The 23547-nt window shown below is 38.3% G+C and carries 16 protein-coding genes; 10 read left to right on the top strand and 6 right to left on the bottom strand.

All coding sequences use genetic code 11. The features are described 5' to 3' along the window. Positions 1-120: 120 nt before the first annotated feature. Positions 121-1731: an AAA family ATPase gene (locus tag F6K06_RS27840; protein WP_240038883.1), complete on the bottom strand. Its 1611-nt coding sequence runs from the start codon at positions 1729-1731 to the stop codon at positions 121-123. 199 nt (positions 1732-1930) lie between these two features. Between F6K06_RS27840 and F6K06_RS34320 the strand changes: the two genes are divergently transcribed. From F6K06_RS34320 to F6K06_RS27825, 4 genes are all read left to right on the top strand, one after another. Then, positions 1931-2233, top strand: coding sequence for a type II toxin-antitoxin system VapC family toxin (locus F6K06_RS34320; RefSeq protein ID WP_353734908.1), 303 nt, complete (start codon positions 1931-1933; stop codon positions 2231-2233). Positions 2234-2243: 10 nt separating this feature from the next. Further along, entirely contained in the window at positions 2244-2423 is a 180-nt protein-coding gene (locus F6K06_RS34315) for a hypothetical protein (protein WP_338043156.1), read from the top strand. Then, positions 2410-2607, top strand: a complete 198-nt coding sequence (locus tag F6K06_RS27830) for a hypothetical protein (protein ID WP_240038884.1) — start codon at positions 2410-2412, stop codon at positions 2605-2607. Before F6K06_RS34315 ends, F6K06_RS27830 begins: the two co-directional genes overlap by 14 nt. A 102-nt stretch (positions 2608-2709) precedes the next feature. Further along, the gene (locus F6K06_RS27825; RefSeq protein WP_287243917.1) at positions 2710-3609 is read left to right on the top strand and encodes a DNA adenine methylase; all 900 of its coding nucleotides are present in this window, start codon (positions 2710-2712) and stop codon (positions 3607-3609) included. A gap of 39 nt (positions 3610-3648) precedes the next feature. On the opposite strand, the gene F6K06_RS27820 is transcribed toward F6K06_RS27825, so the two are convergent. Next, the gene (locus F6K06_RS27820) at positions 3649-4038 is read right to left on the bottom strand and encodes a DUF4926 domain-containing protein (RefSeq protein WP_287243915.1); all 390 of its coding nucleotides are present in this window, start codon (positions 4036-4038) and stop codon (positions 3649-3651) included. 295 nt (positions 4039-4333) lie between these two features. Beyond that, positions 4334-6532, bottom strand: a complete 2199-nt coding sequence (locus F6K06_RS27815; RefSeq protein ID WP_287243914.1) for an NACHT domain-containing protein — start codon at positions 6530-6532, stop codon at positions 4334-4336. Between the two features lie 804 nt (positions 6533-7336). On the opposite strand from F6K06_RS27815, the gene ileS reads away from it, so the two are divergent. Beyond that, positions 7337-10798, top strand: coding sequence for an isoleucine--tRNA ligase (gene ileS / locus F6K06_RS27810; protein ID WP_287243913.1), 3462 nt, complete (start codon positions 7337-7339; stop codon positions 10796-10798). A gap of 761 nt (positions 10799-11559) precedes the next feature. Further along, entirely contained in the window at positions 11560-13704 is a 2145-nt protein-coding gene (locus tag F6K06_RS27805; RefSeq protein ID WP_287243911.1) for a multicopper oxidase family protein, read from the top strand. Between the two features lie 577 nt (positions 13705-14281). Here F6K06_RS27805 and purL read toward each other — a convergent pair. The 3 genes from purL to F6K06_RS27790 form a co-directional block, all read right to left on the bottom strand. Then, complete coding sequence (purL, locus tag F6K06_RS27800) at positions 14282-16645, bottom strand: phosphoribosylformylglycinamidine synthase subunit PurL (RefSeq protein ID WP_287243909.1); 2364 nt, start codon at positions 16643-16645, stop codon at positions 14282-14284. Next, entirely contained in the window at positions 16612-17229 is a 618-nt protein-coding gene (locus F6K06_RS27795; RefSeq protein ID WP_287243908.1) for a PEP-CTERM sorting domain-containing protein, read from the bottom strand. Before F6K06_RS27795 ends, purL begins: the two co-directional genes overlap by 34 nt. Positions 17230-17783: 554 nt before the next feature. Next, complete coding sequence (locus F6K06_RS27790; RefSeq protein ID WP_124154536.1) at positions 17784-18326, bottom strand: Uma2 family endonuclease; 543 nt, start codon at positions 18324-18326, stop codon at positions 17784-17786. Positions 18327-18810: 484 nt separating this feature from the next. Between F6K06_RS27790 and F6K06_RS27785 the strand changes: the two genes are divergently transcribed. From F6K06_RS27785 to F6K06_RS34310, 4 genes are all read left to right on the top strand, one after another. After that, positions 18811-19419, top strand: coding sequence for a Uma2 family endonuclease (locus F6K06_RS27785; RefSeq protein ID WP_240041567.1), 609 nt, complete (start codon positions 18811-18813; stop codon positions 19417-19419). Positions 19420-19631: 212 nt separating this feature from the next. Continuing rightward, positions 19632-20231 (top strand): pentapeptide repeat-containing protein, encoded by a 600-nt coding sequence (locus F6K06_RS27780; RefSeq protein ID WP_287243905.1) that lies wholly within the window; start codon positions 19632-19634, stop codon positions 20229-20231. A 687-nt stretch (positions 20232-20918) separates the two neighbouring features. After that, a complete protein-coding gene (locus F6K06_RS27775) occupies positions 20919-23003 on the top strand; it encodes an FAD-dependent oxidoreductase (protein ID WP_124154534.1) in 2085 nt (694 codons plus the stop codon). 246 nt (positions 23004-23249) lie between these two features. Beyond that, positions 23250-23486: a transposase gene (locus tag F6K06_RS34310; protein WP_124144373.1), complete on the top strand. Its 237-nt coding sequence runs from the start codon at positions 23250-23252 to the stop codon at positions 23484-23486. The last annotated feature ends 61 nt before the right edge of the window (positions 23487-23547 follow it).

Here is a 23547-nt window from a genome sequence, read left to right as displayed (position 1 = left end):
TTCTTAGACAAGACTCTACTCGTAGGGGGCGTTAGCGCAGCTTTGCGGAGCGCAAATGCCATTCGCCCCTACAGATGGTGTATATTTTCTTATGTTGTGTAATTCCTGAATTATTAATTATTAATTGTTAATTGCTGAAGACATCCGATTTTGAATTTTATCCCACCGAAAATTATCGACTTTTCCTGGTTGAGCAAAGAAATATTCCTCTAAATATGGTTCAATTTCCATTTGCCAAATATCTTGTATTTCCTCTGCAATATTTTCTCGGAGAAAGAAAGAAACACCGACTTGATAATTAGGGTCGTTTATTTCTTTGTTAACTTCTTCTAAGACTTGAATTAACCCTTCCACTGAAAAATTTGTTTCTATTTCTTTGTGATATTGACGCAATATTTCATAGTTAGGAGAGAGGGTGATAAAAGCAAAGCGACGACGAAGTGCATGATCTACTAAAGCAATGGAGCGATCGGCAGTATTCATCGTGCCAATAATGCGAACATTTTCGGGAATGCTGAATAACTCTCCACTACTAGCAAGGGAAATTTTGGCGTCGCGGTATTCCAGGAGATACATAAGTTCCCCGAAAACTTGGGAAAGGTTAGCACGGTTAATTTCATCAATAATGAGTACACAAGTATCTTGACAGAGTGCTGCTTTTTGACAAAATTTCAGGAAGCGACCGGGAACAACAGGGTAGGTGAGTTTTCCATCTTCGCTCTGCGGTCGAATACCTTGAATAAAGTCTTCGTAGGTGTAAGCAGGATGAAATTGGATGAGTTCCCAGAAACCGTCACCTCCAGCAATTAAATGTTGAGCGAGTTTTTGAGCGAGGAAAGTTTTGCCGATACCAGGTGGACCTTGGAAAATGGCTTGTTTTTTGCGGTTGATAGCGCGTATCCATTGGGTAAGTTGTGTTTCTGGGAAGTTAGTTTCTTGGGAGCATTGAGATAGGGGATATCTTATACCAGTTACACTTAGGTAATCATATATTAGTGGCATTGGATCATCGTATTTTGCTAGTAAAACTAAAGGAAACAGTTTCTTAAGTATTGATACTATATCTTTGCTCAATTTAAAGAAAGAAAAATCTTTGTTACTGGTTTCTAATAGGCTAATTTCTGCTGTTACAACAATATCTTGTAGATGATATTCTTTGTTTTGAATATCTCTGCTCCATTCCTCCATTGTTAATTTACTACTTCTACAACGATCATAATCTAAGGTGCTATAAGCAAATTCTAAAGGATACTGTTCTGTAAGCACTTTTAAAATAGAGTTAATTTCTGGATGATTTTGATAAATATTGTTTTGAAAACGTATCCAATCTTGTCTGTAAGTGTCATGATTAGATGATATCCAATCTTGTCTGTAAGTCAGATGAGTATATGACATCCAAAACCCTATTTGTAAATACCAATGTCCTGCATAACCCACAAATAAGAAACCTGCTTGTGTGCTAAATAATAGTCCTCTACCGTTTATAGATAATGTAGTAGGAAAATTTGTGAAGTCAACAGATATGATATATTTAGTAATATATTCTGATAATTGTTTAAAAATAGGTTCCTGTAAACGTTGTAAAAACTCATCTGCAATTTCTGGTCTTAAGGTCTCTTCATATAACCAGGGATCGTCTGAGGGTTGATCGAAAAAAAATTTCCTTACTTCTGTCTCTGAAAGCTCTGATAGGAAGTTAGAAAACTTTGAATAAAAATCTTTATTAAACATATTACTATTTTGTCGGCTTTTCTATGCTTGACATATTTTAGTTAATTTATAAGGCATTGTAAACTAACTATGGAAACAATTCACTAGCTTTAAAACAGAGTAATCTTAAATTGTTAACACAATAAATCAATCAAATTAGGTTAAAATTTAGTTATGAGGAAATTTAAACAAGATAAATTTGAACAATAATTAAATAGCCATGAGTCAAACTTTATATTTAGAAACAAGTGTTATTGGTTATTTAACCGCCAGACCAAGCCAAAATCTAATTGTTGCTGCTAATATGGCAGTAACCAGAGAATGGTGGGATACTCGCCGAAGCAATTTTGAAATATATGTCTCTCAAGTAGTCTTGGATGAGGCAGCTAGAGGCGACCCAGAAATGGCTCAAAATAGAATAGAGATAATTAAAGACTTTCCCTCACTCATTTCCAATGAAACTGTTACAGACTTGGCTCAACAGTTTCTCCAACAAACCAATCTTCCCCTTAAAACTAGTTAGTGATGATACATTGCATATTGCTCTAGCAACTGTTTATGGTTTAGACTATCTTTTAACATGGAATTGTCGTCATATTGCCAACCCTAATATTCAGAAAAAATTATCTGAAATTAGCACTAACTTTGGCTATGAATTACCAATACTTTGTACACCTTATCAATTAAGAGGAAAAAACTATGATGTTACCTGATGAAATTTTAGAAGAAATTTACAAAATTCGAGAAGAACACGCCAAAGCTTTTAACTACGATCCGGAATTAATATTCGCTGACTGGTTAGAAAAACGAGAGCAATTTGAGAAAGAATGGAAAGGAAAAATCATTAAAACTCCTTTGAAAAAAAGAAAAGAAAGTGTTTCTGAAGAGCAGGTATGATTTTCAAATTTTCAGGACTTACACACCTATATCAAATATAAACCATTTGTAGGGGTTAACAGCCGTCAACCCCTACAATAGACTAACTTTTTAATAGATAAAATGAGTAAATTAATAGCTTTTGGATGGTATGGAGGAAAATTTAATCATCTTGATTGGTTACTACCACTATTGCCAGAAACGCAACATTACTGTGAACCTTTTGGTGGTTCCGCAGCAGTTTTATTGAATAGAAAACCCTCTGATGTAGAAACCTATAACGATTTAGATGGAGAAGTTGTTAACTTTTTTAGAATGTTACGGGACTCTCAAGAAGAACTAATTCAAGCGATCGCTCTTACCCCCTTTTCTAGAGAAGAATTTAAAATAGCGCTGACACCACCTACAGAACAAATTTCTGATTTAGAACGTGCCCGCCGTTTTTTTGTCCGAGCAAGACAAGTCAGAACGGGATTAGCTCAAACAGCGAGTTTAGGAAGGTGGGCACATTGTAAGCTAACAACCAGAGCAGGAATGGCAGGTGCTGTTTCCCGTTGGTTAGGTAGTATAGAGGGATTATCGGAAATTGTGCAAAGGTTATTGCGGGTGCAAATTGAAAATTCTCCAGCTATTGAAGTTATTAAACGTTTCGATAGTAAAGAAACACTTTTTTATTGCGATCCACCTTATCCTCACGACTCGCGGACCGATACAAAAGCTTATGGGTATGAAATGACCGATGACGAACACAAAAAATTAGCTGAAGTGTTGCATAGTGTTCAAGGCAAAGTTGCGATTTCTGGATATCATTGTCAATTATTTGATACGCTTTATCAAGGCTGGTATTGTATTGATGCTCCAGCAAAAAAAGCTCATTCGACTAACACTCGTACCGATGGAAAAAAGCAAAACCGGGTTGAAGTGTTGTGGGTAAATTATCAAATATCAGAACAGGAGATTAAATGTCAGAACCACAAGAAATCCTGGAAACAATCTATCGACGGGCAACAACTAACAAAGTAGGGACGCTGCATGGAACGTTCCTACAGGGTTATCATTTTTTTAACGTGGTTCATTGACCTGAAAACTGCTGTACGCTCTAGAAACAGGAGCAAAATACAACACAATAAACTGTTCTGGTTGCAAACCCAATGATTCATAAGTGCGCCCACTAGGGTCGCAAAACTCAACCTCAAATGCTTTCCCACCAGCGAGAATTTCTACTATTGTACCTACCTGTCCGCGATATAAATTTACTTCTGGTAAGTCTTCTGTAAGAGCTACTACATCTAATAGTTTGATTGTTTCATTCATATTTTCACCGTTAATATTGTCATCTCTAACTTCATCATGCTCAAGGTAAAGTTGCGATTTCTGGATATCATTGTCAATTATTTGATACGCTTTATCAAGACTGGCATTATATTGATGCTCCAGCAAAAAAAAGCTCATTCAACTAACACTCGTACCGACGGAAATAAAACCGGGCTGAAGTTTTGTGGGTAAATTACCAAAGATTCAATTCCAACAATATTGCTGCAACTTTCATCATTCGTTATGTTCTTTGTCTAAACGTAACTGACTTGAATCTGTGGGATTAGATAAGAAAATGAGTATTTTTTTCATGGTTGTAATTTCCTTTAATTAATAGTTCGTAGTTGGGCTTTAGCTCTTCTATATATTTTAGTGCCAAAGCACAATTACATACAATCTTATACAATATAATGTAATTATTTCAGTCAAAAAATTAGTGAGAATTTAGTGCTGTTCCACATTTGGAGCAAAAGTTAAATTTAGGTGGATTTTTATGTTGGCAATTCCTACAGATTTTATGTGAAATTGATTCAGGTTCTGAGGTTTGAATTTGTTCTGATGAGACAGGGTTTAATTGTTCTAAAGTTGCTTGATTTGCTAAGTCTATTGACTGAGAAATTTTAACATTACTTTCTGGAATAGTTTCTGGTTTAACCTGGGCAAAGTGTTCCAGTAACATCCGATGAATAAACTGGTAACCACCCCCAACTTTTTGCATGAATATTAATTCTTTGGTGTACTCAAGAAAACGAGCATAATTCCAGGGAGCAAAGCCTTTTTGATAAAGCATTGAACGTAAAGTTAGGTGTTGGATGACAGCATATCCACCGCCGAAAGCTAGCCCGATTATTAGACCGAATGGTATAGTAAATAATAAATATTGCCACGACATACTATTTTCAAGTCCATTAAAAAGCTCTATTAGCTCCATCCCTAACAATCCTAGTATTCCTGCTACGATAGCTATAATTAGCCCAAAAAATAGAGCACTTAATCCAGATTTTTTCAATCCTTGATTGACAACTTTTTTAGTCTCTATTTCTGGTCCTTTTAATCCTTGAATAATAGTATATGACAGTCCTCCAATCAGCCCTAAAATCATCCCTCCAATCAGCCCGTCAATCGGCCCTCCAACCAGCCCAATCAGCCCTAAAATCAGCCCTCCAATCAGCCCTAAAATCAGCCCTCCAATCAGCCCTTTTTTTATGCTTTTTTTGAATTCTTGACGCGACCATTTTAAGCTTTCAACAGTTTGAATTTCCCCTCCAATCAGCCCTCCAATCAGCCCTCCAATCGGCCCTAAAATCAGTCCGTAAATCAGCCCTAAAACCAGCCCTAAAATCAGCCCTCCAATCAGCCCTCCAATCAGCCCTCCAATCAGCCCTAAAATCAGCCCTGAAGCCAATGCACTAACAATGTGATAAAAGATACGCTTACCCTTCTTTTCTAACCAAGTGGGCTGCATTTTCTCAATAAGAAATACAGTTTGAGACTCCTGCACCATCCGAGTTGCCAACCAAGTCAGCCAATGTTTGGTTTGCTCTGGCTTATATTTCATCGTCTTAGTTCGTCCATGACGGTGAAACATCTGCTCAATATAAGTATCAAAAATATGCTGACGACGTTCCTCAATAGAACCCATTTGTGGTAAACTTTCAGCAGACATATCTTTGTAAGCAATGCTAACAATACTTAGAATCAGGGGAGATTTCATCATCTTTTGCAGAGCTACATCTTGCTGCAATAAAGTTCGCACACCCTGTAGTTGTAACCCTGCTTTATCTAAATATTGGTTAACTTGTTCTGATGTCAGAGATTGAACATAGATAGCACCCCGCAGTTTCAGACGACTTGACAGAGCTTCATAATCTTTGATACGACTACAGACTGCCATCTCAACTAACCCATAGTCTTGCATAAATTGATTAATTGCCTCGACGCAAGCTTCTCGATATTCTGCTTTCACCTCATCCAAACCATCCAGTAGCAGTAATAGTTGTTGCTCTTTGAGCCATATTTTACCAAGAGATTTATTTGCACCATAGTTACTCAGAAGTTCATCAACTAACCACTCAGCGATTTTTTGCTGCTTTTTTGCCCAAGAGGATAAGTTTAAAACCACGGGTATAGGTTGATTCAAATTTTGCTCGGTTTTAGCAATTAAATCTTTTGCCAATTTCAACAACATGGTTGTTTTCCCTGCTCCGGGTTCACCTAAAATTAGTAAAGTTCGCCCTTCCCCCAGACGACCGAATGCATTAGTTATTCCTCCAGTCGTAGATACAGGTTGTTGTGACTCTTGAGGGGAAATTTGCACATTACCAAAGGAGGGACGTTCGACTAAATCATCTCGTCCTTGAAGTCCAAGGTCTATCATAGCTCGATTATGCAGAGACCTTTCTAAAACATCTTTTACCCAATATTGTTTAACTTGGTCGAGTAGTTTTTTGCGCCAGCGATATTCTTCCTGAGTTGAAGGTTTGGCTTCTCGACGAAACAAACCAGCAATACTAATACCTTGATAGACTGTCACAGTCTGAATTAAATCTCGTCCAGCTTGACCAACTTGACCTTCGACCGAGGGAGCACCATCAAAATTTAAGCGTTGATTGGAATTTGGTTGTTGGTTCATAAGTTGCTAATTATTAAACGTACAAACTTTTCTCTCAATTGAAGAAGGAGTCAGGAGTCAGGAGTCAGGAGTCAGGAAGGAAAATTGCTTATGGATTCTAACCCCAAACAATTTTGATCACCGCGGGTGACGGTGGGGTATTAAACCCATAAGGGAAATGATAACCTCCATCAATCAATCAATAGGTTATTTCAGGCGGTTGATTACTAATAAAATATTCTGGCTCAATTTCTATTTTTTGGAATAAATCTAATTTATTACTTCAATTTGTATTTTTTATACTACAATGAATAAAAACCACCTGCAACTCTTAACCAAATATTTTGTTAATAGATCGACTCTTTTAACAAGACTAACAGGACTTACGCAGAGACACTATATATAGCGTCATATAGCGTTCAAAAACTATAACGTTATAAATATGTAGTGTTTAGAACTCAAAAATGCGTAAGTCCTGACTAAGATAAACAGGCAGTTATGCAGATAAGATTAAACACAATCAAAACCCTACACAGGGAATGATACAAACAAATATAGTGTTTTTCATATTGATGAGGTACAGTTTTATATCCCCCCCTGCCCCCCTTTGTAAGGGGGGGGGAGCGTTCAAAGTCTTCCTTTCTCAGAGGGAGCGTTCAAAGTCTCCCTTTCTCAGAGGGAGGAGGGAGCGTTCAAAGTCTTCCTTTCTCAGAGGGAGCGTTCAAAGTCTTCCTTTCTAAGGGGGATTTTGAATGTACCTTATTCAACAGAGAAATGCTATAAATCTAAAATTCTTAATATACTAACAGAAAAATCCAAAATCTAATGGTTGAACCAAAATCCTATAAAGACACCGTAAACTTGCCCCAAACCAACTTTAATATGAGGGCAAACTCGGTCACTCGCGAACCAGAACTACAAAAGTTTTGGGCAGAAGAACAAATTTATGAACGCCTCTCGGAAAGTAACCCAGGGGAAACATTTACTTTGCACGATGGCCCGCCTTATGCTAATGGCAATCTACATATTGGCCATGCCATGAATAAAATTCTTAAAGATATTATTAACCGCTATCAAATTCTTCAAGGGCGAAAAGTGCGTTACGTTCCTGGTTGGGACTGCCATGGTTTACCCATTGAATTAAAAGTTATTCAAAATCTTAAATCGGCAGAAAGGGGAAAACTCACACCTATAGAATTACGTCAAAAAGCTAGAGACTTTGCTCTGGAAACTGTAGACAAACAACGGGAGTCGTTCAAACGTTATGGAGTTTGGGGAGACTGGGAAGATCCTTACATGACTCTGACTCCAGAATATGAAGCTGCTCAAATTGGGGTATTTGGCAAAATGGTTTTGAAAGGCTACATTTATCGTGGTCTTAAACCTGTACATTGGAGTCCGAGTTCTAAGACTGCTCTTGCAGAAGCTGAACTGGAATATCCTGAAGGTCACACATCTCAGAGTATCTATGCTGCTTTTAAAATTACGAAACTAGCAAAAGCAGTTCAAAAATCTCTCAAACCTTATCTGGAAAAACTTTGGGTTGCTATCTGGACGACAACTCCTTGGACTATTCCTGGTAATTTGGCAGTCAGTGTTAACCCAGACCTCGATTATGCTTTGGTTAAACCGGATGTTGACTATGCAATGGGAGAAGATAAATTATTTATAGTTGCAGCAGAAGCAGTGGAACGTTTGTCGGCAACTTTGGGTACAACTTTAACTCCTGTAGCGACAGTCAAAGGTCAAGACTTGGAAAACTGTACTTACCAACATCCACTGTTTGACCGGGAAAGTAAAGTTGTTATTGGTGGCGACTACGTTACTACTGACTCAGGTACGGGTTTAGTTCACACTGCTCCCGGTCACGGTCAGGAAGACTATATTGTAGGGCAACGTTATAGTTTGCCAATATTGTCCCCTGTGGATGGCAATGGTAAATTTACTGCTGAAGCGGGAGACTTCGAGGGGTTAAATGTATTAAAAGAGGGAAATGTTGCCATCATTGAAGCACTGCAAAATGCTAATTCTCTGCTGAAAGAGGAACCCTACGAACATAAATATCCCTATGACTGGCGAACTAAAAAACCAACTATTTTCCGAGCTACCGAACAATGGTTTGCTTCTGTAGAGGGTTTCCGCAATGAAGCACTTAAGGCGATCGCTGATGTTCAGTGGATACCTGCTCAAGGAGAAAACCGTATTACTCCTATGGTGAGCGATCGCTCTGACTGGTGTATTTCTAGACAAAGAAGTTGGGGAGTTCCTATTCCGGTATTTTATGAGGAAAAGACTGGGGAACCTTTGTTGACTGAGGAGACTATTGCTCATGTGCAAAAAATTGTTGCGGAAAAAGGTTCTGATGCTTGGTGGGAAATGTCGGTGGAGGAGCTTTTACCAGAAAAATATCGCCCAGATGCTGACAAGTACCAGAAAGGTACGGATACGATGGATGTGTGGTTTGACTCTGGTTCATCTTGGGCGGCAGTTGCTCAACAAAGGGATGGGTTAAAGTATCCAGTTGATATATATTTGGAGGGTTCCGACCAACATCGCGGTTGGTTTCAGTCAAGTTTGCTGACCAGTATTGCTACGAATGGTGTTGCACCATATAAAACTGTTTTGACTCATGGTTTTGTGTTGGATGAGAATGGTCGGAAGATGAGTAAGTCTCTGGGAAATGTGGTAGACCCGTCAATAGTTATCGAAGGTGGCAAAAATCAAAAACAAGAACCTCCTTATGGTGCAGATATTTTGCGTTTGTGGGTTTCCTCTGTTGACTATTCTTCGGATGTACCCCTGGGTAAAAATATTCTCAAGCAAATAGCAGATATTTATCGCAAAATTAGAAACACGGCGCGATTTTTATTGGGGAATATCCATGATTTCAATCCGGCAAAAGATGCTGTTGCTTATGAAGAAATGCCAGAGTTAGACCGTTATATGTTGCACCGGATGACAGAGGTATTTGCAGAAGTAAAGGATGGTTTTGAGAAGTTTCAGTATTTCCGCTTTTTCCAAACAATTCAAAATTTCTGTGTGGTTGACTTATCTAATTTTTATTTAGATATTGCCAAAGACAGACTTTATATTAGTGCGACTGATGCTTACAGACGCCGTAGTTGTCAGACTGTTTTAGCTGTAGCTGTAGAAAATTTAGCCAAAGCGATCGCTCCAGTTTTGCCTCATATGGCAGAAGATATTTGGCAAAATATTCCTTATCCAACTCTTTACAAATCTGTATTTGAGTCTGGGTGGGTGAAAATGGAGGAAAAATGGCATAACCCAGAGTTGGCTAAGTTATGGGAAGAGTTACGCAAAACTCGTACTGAAGTTAACAAAGTTTTGGAAAAAGCACGGGCAGAAAAATCCATTGGTGCGCCTCTAGAAGCAAAGGTATTGTTGTATGTAAAAGATGCGGAATTACGGGAGCAAATACAAGCTTTTAATCCTATTGCTAAAGCAGAAAAAAGTAAGTCAGAATTTCTCGAAGCAAAAATCGAAATTGAACCAGAAAAAACAGAAAATACAACTCTTAATCATCCGCCAAAAACTACTGCTAATTTTGCTAAAAATCAGGAACTTTTATCAGATTTTTTCGCTTTTTTGAGTAAACTATTTAGTGGATATAAAAAAGTTTTAGGGGCAGTATTTTTTATCATTATATTACTGTTGTTAATCCGAGTAACATTAACAGTATTAACAACAATTCACCAACTACCTATAGTAAATTCCATCATGGAATTAGTTGGAATTATATACACAATTCGCTTTGTTACTGGCGACCTATTATTTGCTAAAAATCGGCAAAAACTGTCTGAAAAAATTAAATTGACGACAGAAGATATATTTGGCAAAGATGTTTTATTACCCAAACGGAAAACATCAACAGATAATACGGTTAAACAGTCAGCAACTTTAGTCTCACCAGAAGGAGCTTATTTTCCTCCCCAAAAAGTGGATTTGACCCCTGTACCACAAGTACAAGTAGTAGAAGCAGAAACTTTACCTCAACAACCTAATAATATTAAAGCCAAAATAGCTGGTAATGGAGTTGATGAATTACGTTATCTGTTTATTACTTCCCAAGTAGAATTATTAGAGTCTGCAGAAGCTTTAAGTAACCTTGAATATAAATCTATTTCAGACTCTTTAGGAATAGGAGTAGTCAAAGCAGATGGAGAGAAATGCGACCGCTGTTGGAATTATTCTACTCATGTCGGTGTTTCTTCAGAAGATCCCACTATTTGTGAACGTTGTGTTGCTGCTTTAGCAGGAGAGTTTTAACAAAAAGCAATCAGCTCTCAGCTATCAGCTATCAGCTAACTGAATTTTGCCCCCCTAGCCCCCCAAATTTGGGGGGAACAAGAGTGTCAGTCCAGTAGGGTGCGTTAGCGATAGCGTAACGCACCGAAACATCATATAAGGCGGATCGTTTTTGGCTCAAAATTCAAACATCCCTCAAGAAATTTGGGATGAATAAAACCTCTAATGGGTTGACAAATCTAACATGGTGCGTTAAGACGAATTGTTAAATAGTTTTCCTGGTCTTAATTTTAGCCGTCTAATACCAAATCTATAAATGTTTGCTACAAATAGCTAGGATATTTATTAGGAGCCAGGAGTCAGGAGTCAGGAGTCAGAATGAATGGCTTAAATACCATTTTTAAGATTGGAAGTCATCTTTTTTGTCAAAGGGAATATTCTGAAAAGTCTTTTTATTCTTCTTACTATTCGTAACATTCTTTTTTAAAATTGGTATAACGCACCCTACTGGGCTGAAAATGCAAAATTGCATCTTCAACATAATTTCTGATTAGGGACTAGCAAAAAAATAGACTACCAGCTAATTAATTGATAGAGTAGAGATTGCTTCGGCTGGCTTGACTATTTCCGATTGAGGTTGAGTCTAATATTATCGCCTCGATTCGGACAGCTCTGAAGGTGAAGTACAAATAGGGAAAACACAAAAAACTATTGTTAGAGATCCTACTCAACCTGCACAAATTAATGTAGCAGAGTATGATGCAAGCAATCCTCCTAACAATATGGTTGGAACCTATACCCCACCAACTATAGTGACATCTTATGGTGAATTACCTTATGATCCTTATGATCCCTATGATGTCGAAAATGCTGAACTTAACTCCTTTGACCTAACTCTGAAAAATAATTTACCAGTCAAAGTCCAAGAAGAAGGTAGTATACCACAAACAAAAGAAAATTTAGAGAGTCAATCTCAATACACTAACATTCATTATCATGGTTTCAACGTATCACCTTTACTGAGTTCTGATGATGTTTTGGTGGATGTTCCCTCTAATGTGACACCCAATACGAATCCGCCGGACTTTCTCTCTCCAACTCCTATTCTTCCTGGTGGTTATTATCCCGGTGATAATACATACGAACCTAAATATGGTGGTCCAATAAATGAGTACAATATGAGAATCAAGATTCCATACGTCCACCAGTCAGGACTCTTTTGGTATCATTCCCATGCTCACTCACTTAGTCGGCAACAGGTTCGGGGTGGTTTGTCCGGTGGAATTATTATTAAGGGGATGGATGATTATTACAAGCTTCTAAATACAGACGAAGGGCTTAAAGTTACAACGAATAATCTAGAAAATATAGACAAGGGGATGGATGATTATTACAAGCTTCTAAATACAGACGAAGGGCTTAAAGTTACAACGAATAATCTAGAAAATATAGACACTGAACCTGAGCCTTTTTCTGTCAATCAAAAGGTGATGATGTTCAAGGATTTTAATGATGTTTTAGGGACAAGTGGAAAGCAATGTTTAACTCTCAATGGTCAAGTCAACCCTAAAATAACAATTAAGCCTGGAGAGGTTCAATTCTGGCGCATTGCTAATTCAGGGTCGGATGTGTATATGAACATTGCTCTAGAACAAGGTAAAAAAAAGTGGGTAGATGATCATTATGAGTTAGGAAAATCAACTAATCCAGTTCAATTTGCTCAACCCAATAATAAACCAAATTTTATTATCTTGGCGCGTGATGGTGATGTTGTTGAAAAACCAGTCGCAACTGACTCAGTTCTATTGCCACCTGCTAGTCGAGTAGAACTTCTTGTAGTAGGAGGTAAGAAATCAGACTATAATGGTGAATATTATCTTGTTTCCGACCTTGAGACCCACTTGACCAAAACAGATAAACCGTTTTTTAACAACTTCTTTAAAATAACCCAGTTGTTAGCAACTGTTAAGGTAGAAGGTGATAATGGTTCAGTTTGCTATAAAGATAAAGATGAAAATAATTTGAAGTTAGGTGAGTTATGCCCGGGCGATGATGAAAATAGCTTATACAGTTACCTCCAACAAAAGTCAGAGTATCAAGACAAGATATTGCCGCCTTCTAAATATATAATGCCATCAGATAATCTAGAACCTTGTCCAGATAAGTATCATCATTATGCTTATAGAATTGACCCAGAAACAGGTCAAAAAATTGTGTATTGTGGTGATAAAAGTTGTGAAGAAAAGGAGAATTATGCTTCTTATGATGGAAAGCAAAATGGAGAGAATAAAAGGTGCATAACTAACCCAACAAATATTAGTGATCAACCAATGTACACAGACCCACGCACCAGCAAACGTTACTTCTATTTCAGCCGAGGAGATGGAAAGTTTTTTCTAAAAGGACTTGAAAAAGCAGAAGACGCAGGAAAATCAGAAAGCACACCGGTTGATTTCAACAAAATCAAAGAATTATATGATGCAAACCGGATTGATAAAGTTTCCCGGATAGGAGATTTAGAAGAGTGGTATTTGGTCAATGCAGATAGTAATGCCCACGTTTTCCACATACACCAGCTTGATTTCGTTGTTACTGAGGTGACGGTTTCTGAAGACCTTACAACAGGAGATCATGAGAATAAGTATAATAATTATGACGTACAAGGTTGTACACAACAAGGGGCGACACTTCCTGATGGTACAACTGGATGGAAATGTCTGCTAAAACCCCAAGGATATCGAGATGTAATTAACTTACCCAAAAACAGCGTAACTACAATCCGTATTCCCTTCGTGAATCCCTTTATTACTGGTACATTTGTTTATCACTGCCACATACTGTTACATGAAGACAGAGGCATGATGAATAATATCCAAGTAGTAAATCCAGATGGGTTTGAGATATCAGGTGCTGCACCAACTAAGTAATATCAAACCCGGTAGTATCCGTATAAAAAAGCAGAGAAACCGGGTTTGTATCAAATGCCCTAATATAGAATCCGGTTGAATAGTTATTGTGTAGTTGGGAGTAGGGGAGTAGGGGAGTAGGGGAGTGGGGGAGTAGGGGAGTGGGGGAAATTAAAGGCTTGAAGTAATTATAGAATTATCAACATATACTATATAACCGGATTCTATATAATAGTCTTATATTATCAGCAATTTTTTCCCCCTGTTGCCTGTTGCCTGTTGCCTGTTGCCTGCGCGCAGCGCTATAATTATCCGGACATGATATAACATTGACTCCCTACAAACCCGGCGAAAATGGTTGTAGATGAAACAAGTTTATCTACAACCTACCACCTATAGCAATAGAAAGATAAGTTATATCATGTTCAGTTGAATAGTTATGATTAGGATATAGATGGAAGAGATACCTCAAACCCTTGAGATTGCTTTCCTTACGGAATGCTACGCAAACCTTCCACTCCGTTCCAGTCGCAATGACTTTATAGTTAGTGTTTATCCGAACATGATATTAGGACTTATGCTGAAAATGAATCTTAGACTAGGCAATGTTTTTCCTACTGTTCCCTGTTCCCTGTTCCCTGCTATTCAACCGCCTTTCAATAGCATTGTTAAACCGATCGCTCATTTCCCCCATCTCTAAATTAATTAAAGAAACTCCCTCATTAACTAAAATTTGCAAAGCACTTTCAGCATTACCCACCAAACCAACTTTTTGCCAAAAATTAGTCAAATTTTCCTGAAGATATGACTCCCAAATTTTCTGATTTTCTTGCGCAATAGAAACCAAAATTCGGCAACCACCCTCTCCAAACAAAAACTCATCCCATCGAAAATCAGACTTTTCAGCTAATTCCAAATTAACCTCAGCTCCCAACTTCCCACTAATACAACACTCTGCAAGAGCGATCGCTAAACCACCCTCAGCACAGTCATGAGCAGAATTTACCCAACCTTGACGAATACCATAACGACAAACTCCCTGTACCCGACGCTCCAAATCAAAATCTACCTCACTGGGTTTCCCAGCAACCACACCATAAACAGTTGCCAAATATTCCGAAGCAGCTAAAGACCGCATCCCCAAATTTCCAATTAAATAGATAATATCTCCCTCAACTTGCCAACCTTGCCCACAAATATTAGTCAGGTCGGGAATTAAACCCACCATTCCCACCACTGGAGTCGGATATATCGCCTGGGGATGACCCTCACTATCCAAAGTTTCATTGTACAAAGACACATTCCCACCAGTAACAGGAGTTCCCAACTCCCGACAACCTTCAGCAATACCGCGACAACTCTCCGCAAGTTGCCAATATCCCACTGGTTTTTCCGGACTACCAAAATTGAGATTATCTGTAACTGCCACAGGTTCCGCACCCACACAACTGAGATTCCGAGCAGCTTCCGCTACTACCGCTTTTGCCCCCATATATGGGTCTAGATAAACTAAACGAGAATTGCAATCTACCGTCGCAGCAACACCAGAATTTAATAGTGGGTTGTCCGTGGAAATTTGCGGACGTAACCGAATGACAGCAGCATCACTCCCACCAGGAAGCATAACAGTATTATTCTGCACTTGATGGTCGTATTGCTGATACACCCAATGCTTAGAAGCAATAGTTGGAGTATCTAATAAAGTCAGAAGAATATCATTCCAAGTTTGCCAATTTCCCTGCACTTCAATACCTGCTGCCGTACATGATGGCAAAGATGCCGAATTCCATGACCAAGCATTTTTCGCATATTCCGGTGGTTCGCTCAACAACTCCCGCTCATAAATAGGAGTATTATCTGCCAAAGCAGTAGCAGGTATTTCCGCTGCTATTTTCCCCTCAAATAAAATTCGCACAATAGGTTCCTCAATAACTGTACCTGCAACCACAGCATGAAGTCCCCAACGTTCAAAAATATCAATTAATTCCTGTTCTCGACCTTTCTCAGCAACAAACAACATCCGTTCTTGAGATTCTGAGAGCAAATATTCATAAGGAACCATCCCAGTTTCTCGTACTGGAACTCTGTCAAGGTCAAATTCAATACCCACACCACCATTAGCTGCCATTTCAGAAGTAGAACAGGTAATGCCAGCAGCACCCATATCCTGAGCTGCCACTACTGCTCCTGTTTTGAATGCTTCTAGACAAGCTTCAACTAGACATTTTTCCAAGAATGGGTCGCCTACTTGTACCGCAGGGCGATCGTCAATTGATTTATCGCTGAGTTCTGCACTGGCAAAACTTGCTCCACCCATACCATCTCTACCTGTGGTGGAACCGACATATAAGACTGGGTTGCCAATACCAGATGCACCAGATTTAACAATTTCGGGGGTTTCCATTAAACCCAATGCCATGACATTGACTAAGGGGTTGCCAGTATAAGCACGGTCAAAGTAAATTTCTCCTCCAACTGTAGGTACTCCGAAACAGTTTCCGTAGTGAGAAATGCCGGAAATTACTCCGGTAAAAATGTGTCTAGTTTTAGCATCTTCTAGGGAACCGAAACGTAGGGAGTTAAGTACAGCGATGGGACGGGCACCCATTGTGAATATGTCTCGGAGAATACCACCGACTCCTGTTGCTGCCCCTTGAAATGGTTCGACGGCGGAAGGGTGGTTGTGGGATTCTATTTTGAAAGCGAGTTGGAGTCCGTTGTCTAGGTCTACGACTCCGGCATTTTCTCCTGGTCCAACAAGAATGCGTTTACCTGTGGTGGGAAATTGTTTGAGTAAGGGGCGGGAGTTTTTGTAGCAACAGTGTTCCGACCACATGACCCCGAACATTCCCAGTTCTGCTTTATTGGGATGACGACTAAGGCGGTTGAGAATTTCTTGATATTCTTCTGGTTTGATGCCTTCGGATGCTATTTCTTCTGGGGAAAAGGGAGTTTGTGACATATATTGTTTCTTTTATTTTGTTTGCGTTTTAGGGTTGAAATTGCTCCGAGAGTACCAAGAGCTAGAAAGCTTAAGGTAGAGGTGGGTTCAGAGACCATGATTGGGGTAGCAGAAAAACTAACAGACAATTCACTATCTTCTGGCCCAAGATTTTCAAAACCTGTTATAAATGGTGGCGCAGAAAAAATCTCAAAATAACCCGGAGGCTGTAAAAAATCAGCAAAAAACATATTAACAAAGTTTCCTTCCGAGGTGAAATACCCAAAACCGCTACTTGTTAACTGCTCATCAGGATTAAGACTAATTATATTGTCAAGTATAAAAGGTTCGTTTCCTGGTACTGAAGTTCCCGTAGGTTGTAAACCAATAATTGTTTCGTCATTTCGCGTACCAGTAATTCCAGTAATTAGGTAAAAACCAAAATCGTCAGGAGTGTCATTAGTAGTCAAATTACCACTCGCCTCTATGCCAGGAGCAGAATAATTCCAGTTCCAAATTAAAGCAGAGGCAGCTTGTATTTTCCCAAAAACCAATGCAGATGTAGCAGTAAGGACTGTGACAGATAGTAGAGTTAGATTTTTCATAAAAAAAAATAAAATAATAACTATTTTAGATTTCCAACTTACTTAAAGATATCCTGCTTCCTGCAATCAGTCAAGTATCCTGCACTTCCCAATCATCTGACGAGTTCGAGAAACCATTCTTGAGCATCTTCTCCTACTAAAGGATAAGTCGCTTTTCCTTGAATCTCAAACCATTTACGCTGAAGTTTAGGGTGGAATTATCATCTATTTTAAGATTATTTAATTAATAACGCATTAATTGAAGCTTTTCTTCAACGTTTAACCCTTCAGATTTACTCATTAACTCATTTAATAATTCTTGAGACATAATTAATAATACCTCCTTACCGAATAATTAATAATTATTAATTATTCAGCTTAAAAGCCGACCATTTCAAGGGGAAAAAAGCGGTCGTTAGCGCAGCTTCCCATAGGGTGGGATGGCGATATATCCTCGCTGGCTAACCATCGAACAAGAGAAGAAATAATATTTCCTGATATTCAATTAAGGACAGTTTTAACCAGAGGTAATTATCAATTATCCATTAATGAAATACAACGTCCCTACCTACTCCCTATTTCAATAACTTTTCTACTAATATTTCAAGATCGGGAAAAACAAGTGTAAAAATATTTCCTTGACTGTAGTTTTTTTGCACTTGATAATCATCTTTTGATGGTTCTTTAAATACGACAAGTTGTTCATTTTCTACATCCACAACCCAATATTCTAAAATGCCAGCACGGGCATAAATAAACCGTTTTTTTTCTAAATCTTTTTCTAAAGTTGTATCAGAAACTTCTATTAACAAATAAATTTCTTCAGGATAAGGATGACGAGAATCATATAAAGATACTGGCATTTTAACAACAGCAATATCTGGTTCTGGTTCTGAACTAGGAAGAGTAACTGGATGTGCTTCGTAGATTTTTGCCAGACCTCGAAACTTTTCTCGCAAATATTCAGCAATAGAATCAGTGATTTTCCGATGCAAAGATTTTTCTGGCGACATTTCAATAATTTCTCCTTCTAATAATTCTACATGGCGATCGCTCAGAATACCCGCAGAAATCATCTGATGATAGTCTTGTATTGACCATTTAGCTAAAGTAATCATGGTGCGTTTATGAATAATTTGAGATTGCTATTTAGTATTTTACCGAATAATTAATAATTAATAATTAAATAATTCTGGTTTAAAGCCTCCCCTTTTAAATCGCTAAACTTGCTTGACTCATCATACTGATAAATATATTTTCCTATCCTAAAATAATAGAAAAATTTATATTAAGTTTCGATAATTATAAGACTTACGCACTTTAACGTATTTCCGTCATTGCGACCCATAGGGAAACAATCTCAAGTCCTAGTTTTTCCTTACCCATGGGTAAGTCCTGATATATATACTAGCTAATAATGAGATAGATAGGGATTTTTTGTGCTATAATTCAAGTAACCAATTACAAAACAAAGTGATGGCTAAAATTAGCATAAACTAAACTAAACTGATAATTTAAACATAGATAAATCTTTAACCTATCAATTATCAAAATTTTTATTAATAGATAAATACTTCTAGGAAATTTTTCCATTTCCCAGTCATGTCAACCACCAAAATGCCATTAAATTTCACAGAATTACCCCTACGTCTGCTGAGTGTAGAAGAATATCAGCGCATGGCAGAAGTAGGAATTTTGCACCAGGATGAACAGGTAGAATTAATCGCAGGACAAGTTATTCGCAAGATGTCACCTCAAGGAAGTTCCCACGCTGCAGCTATTCGACGAGCAGACCGCTTGTTTAGTCAATCTTTAGGAAAAAGGGTTTCGGTGCAGAAACAACTTCCGGTGATACTGAATAATTTTTCTCAACCTGAACCAGATATTGCAGTAGTGAAAGTAGACCCTCTTGATTATGATGACTCTCATCCTACAGCAGAAGATGTGTATTTGATCGTGGAGATTGCTGATAGTACTCTCAAAAGTGACTTGGAGCTTAAAGGAAAAGAGTATGCAAAGTCTGGAATAGAGGATTATTGGGTGTTGGATGTGAATCATCGTCAGTTGTATGTGTATCGACAACCTACTGAAGATGGATATCAACAGGAAATGATTTTAGGGGAAGATGATGCGATCGCTCCTAGAGAATTTATTGATTGTGTGATTTTGGTTGGGGAGTTGTTGCGACCTATGGTAACAATTAATAATTAATAATTAATAGTTAATAATTAATAATTAGACATCTCCAGAAAATAAACTTACCCTTTATTTAACATAAGCTAGAGTTGTAAAAGTAAGTCCCCTAAATCATTTTTCGTAACTTTTTCCTAAAAATCTATTCCCTTTTGCCTGCTATGTGCAAAAAGTCTATATCTTTTTCGGAAATGTCTATTACCTCTGCTTAATTCCTTTTTGAAAATACCATGAATCAACTATTACCTTTAGATTTTTCTAACCAAGACTTACGACATCGTGATTTTCAAGGGCAAGACCTGACAGGAGCTAATTTTAGCGGTTCTGACTTGAGAGGTTGTAATTTTCAGGATGCTATCCTAGCAGAGGCAAATTTTCGAGGTGCAAGAATTGGACAATGTAGGAGCAAAATTAGGACTTTGATCGCTCGTTGTGCTGGAGCGGCGATCGCTGTTACTATTGCGAGTGCTTTTGCTAGTTTTGTTGCTGGTGAAATGGCAGGGGTTGCTGCTTTAATTGGAACTGGGGTTGTGGCGGTTGCCATTACTAATGCTGAGAATGAGATTATTGCTGCGGTTTTAACAGGTACTTCAGCTGTTATTGGTTCGAGTGGTATTATCTCTTTTTTTGCTGGAAATATACTTAAGGCATTGTTATTATTTTTGGGTTCTGGAATAGTTTTTGGATTGGCGATAATTTCGTTTTTTCAAGTTGTTATCAACTTGGAGAAGTTATCAAAAACATCTTTTGAGGATGCCAATTTAACTCATGCTATTTTTGATGAGGCAATTATTGAAGATTCTAATTTGTTCGAGTTTGTTAGTAACTAGAAAAATAGTGAGAAAATCAAAAACTTAAAATTAATAGACATCTGGTATAAATTACAGATGTAGAGAATTTTTTTTGCCTTTTTTCAGAAATTTTCTTCCCTGTTGCATATTGCCTAATTATGCAAAAAGTCTATTATTTTTCGGAGATGTCTAATACCAATTTGATCAATGTTTGCTATAAATAATATCATGTCCGCACTTTATTGTTTGTGTAAAACCAAGGGTGAATATCTACAGGAAATTTAGGTTTTTTCAAGCTTTTAAGCCTTCTTCCCTCTTCCTTCTTCCTTCTTCCTTCTTCCTTACCTTCACACTTACAATACCAATGCTACCGGACATGATATAACTAGGTTATTTATTAGGACTCAGTGGTAGGGATAAACCGCTATTTGCCCCTACAGGAGTCAGAATGAATTGCTTAGATTCTATTTTTTTAGGTCGTAAATTATCTTTTTAGTCAAAGGGACATCTCCTAAACCTGTCTTTTCATCACACTTATTATTCGTAACATTCTTTTTTGAAATTGCTATAATAATTAATAATTACCTCTTTTTCCAAAGAGTTGCCTGTTCCCTGCTATAAATTAATATAGCACTAGACAAAAAGGTTAGGACTTCCTTAATAAGCTGAAACAATGAAATATTAAGAATCAGCCTTTTGCGATAAAGTTCCACATCCCAAATAACCATGAGCAACAGTATATTAGACGATCGCTTTTTTACCAGACCCACCGATGGTCAAATTTTCTCATTTCCCATATTAATAGTGGGTGGTTCCACTGCAGCATATTCAGCTACCCTGGGTGCATTAAAAGCGGGTGCTAATGTTTGCCTCGTGCAACCAAAACAAATATTAGGCGGACAATTTACTACCCAAGCATTACCTGCTTCCGATGACCCTCAACTAGACAAAAAATTTAATCCAGGGGAAATATATGAAGATAAAGTAGACCGAGACAAATATGCCTTTTCCAAGACTCAATGGCAGTTCCGCGAACGTAGTCGGGAACTCCAACCAGTTAATGGTAAGAAAATTGATAATCCTGGTGGGGGTTGGGTAAGTAATTTTGCCACGACAACTGTAGTTATGGCACAAGCACTTAACGAAGCGATCGAAGATTTTCTCAGCAATGGCAAATTAACCCTCATTCCTTTTGCCGAACCTGTAGAAATTTTGTTTAGTGAATCTCCCAATGAACGGCGACAGGTAACGGGTGTTGTATTTCAGGATGTGCAGAATAATCAACGCTTCACCGTCAATGCTCAAATTACCATTGAGGCGACAGACTTGGGAGACTTACTAGAATTAGGAAATATTGAGTCGCGAGTCGGACAAGAATCACAAAACGACACGGGTGAAGCACTTCTTCCCCAACAACCTTTTCCCGAATGTCAACAGTCAATCACTTTTTGTGCTGCTGTGGAAAAAACTGCTGAGGGAGCAGGTGTTCCCATCGGTAAACCAGAAGGTTATGGGGTGAAACCTTGGTTGCAAACGGATAAATTTACCAGCACTTTTCAAGGACGAACATTTTTTGAGCGGTTTGCAATTTTTACTTATCGACGAATAAAACGTCTCAAGGATGGGTATATCCCAACTACGAGTAATGGTGATGTGACCATCCTGAATTATGAGTCCAATGATTATAAAGTGGGTCTGTTGACTGGGGTGAGTCGGAGCGATCGTCAAAAACATATTCAGCAAGCACGGGAATATACTCAAGCTTATATTTATTACCTCCAGTCGCAAACATTAAAAACCAACAATTGGATATTAATAGGTAAGGTAGGGGAGTTAAAACCACGGGGAGACTTGACTTGGACTAATGATGGTATTGCTCTGGAACCCTATATCCGCGAAGCAAGAAGAGGGATAGCATTAACAACTATTGTTTACCGAGATACTGCCCAACAATATTATGGCGAGCAAGCACGGGGACGATGTTTTGACGATAGCGTTGGTATCGGTCATTATGCTTTGTTTGATATTCATCCCACTGATAACCCTAACCACCTTATTTTCAACAGTAAAGATGAGATGAAATGTTTGCCTTTTACTATTGCGTTAAAAGCAATGGTGCCGTTCGATACGGATAACCTGATTCTGTCGGCGAAAAGTATTGGCACGACTCATTTGACTAATTCTGTATATCGGATGCACGCCGTTGAATGGGCGATCGGTGAAGCAGGCGGTCATTTAGCTGCTTTTGCTCTAAATGAGGGGGTGGATGTTCGTACTATTGCTACAAATAAACGACTGATTTATAAATTTCAGGGTTTATTAACTCGTAATCAAATTCCCCTATTTTGGTATAACGATATTGCCCATGATGACCCAGACTTTGAGGCGATACAAATTCTCGCTGTGGCAGGTATTGTACGGACTGAGAATTACAATCATTTATATTTTCTACCAGAGGGAACAGTCAACCGAGCAGTTGTTTCAGTGGCAGTGGTAAATGTGATGGGTTTTGAAATGCTTAATCCTGAGTTTCCCACTTTTCTCGATGTACCGAAGGAGCATTTTGCCTATCGTGCCATTGAAACTATGGCAGCAAAGGGTATTGTTTCGGGGGTGGGTAATGGATATTTTGCCCCAAATTTACAATGTACGCGGGAGCAGTTAGCGTTTATTGTTGGTAAAAGTGGAGATTTTGATGTGTTTCAGTTATTTGGTACTTCTGGTACACCTTTGGATGCTCAACCTTTGAAACGACGGGAGTTATCTCGGATTTTGTATATGGTATTGCGATCGCAATATGGCATTGATTAAATATTTTTGTAGTTAGTAATATAAGAGCTGATTCATAAAGAGAATCTAAAGAAAGTTAATCCCAGTCAAATTAGGTGTGATTGTTGAGTATAGTTGAGCCATATTGTAACCAATGAGTCTAATACCTGCGATAGCGTACCCTTAACCGGAGGTGATCGCTAACCCTAAACGTCAACCATACCCAAGGGACCTGAGTGATTCGTATGGGGGAGATACTCAAGGCTCTACTACCTAAACCTAAAGGGTTTGGTCATCCTGTTCAAGTGGATTTCCGAGAAATTCGTATGGGGTATATTTTATGTACAAAGAACTGGATTCCAATGGGAAATGATGCCCCATGACTTACCACCCTACACAACTGTATACAGATACTTCCACCAAATGGCAGCATCGTGGTTTCTGGCAACTTCTTCACGATCAAGTTCGCCAAAAATTAAGAACACAACTAGACAGGGATCAAGACTCCACCGTTGCGAACGCTGATTCCTATGGCAGTCAAAACAACAGAAAAAAGGGAGCTGTCTACGGCGCGCGATGGTGGTAA

This window comes from Okeania sp. SIO1H4 (assembly GCF_010672695.1).
GTDB lineage: Bacteria > Cyanobacteriota > Cyanobacteriia > Cyanobacteriales > Microcoleaceae > Okeania > Okeania hirsuta.
Note: the sequence above shows the minus strand (reverse complement) of the source record. Positions and strands in the feature narration are given on the sequence as shown.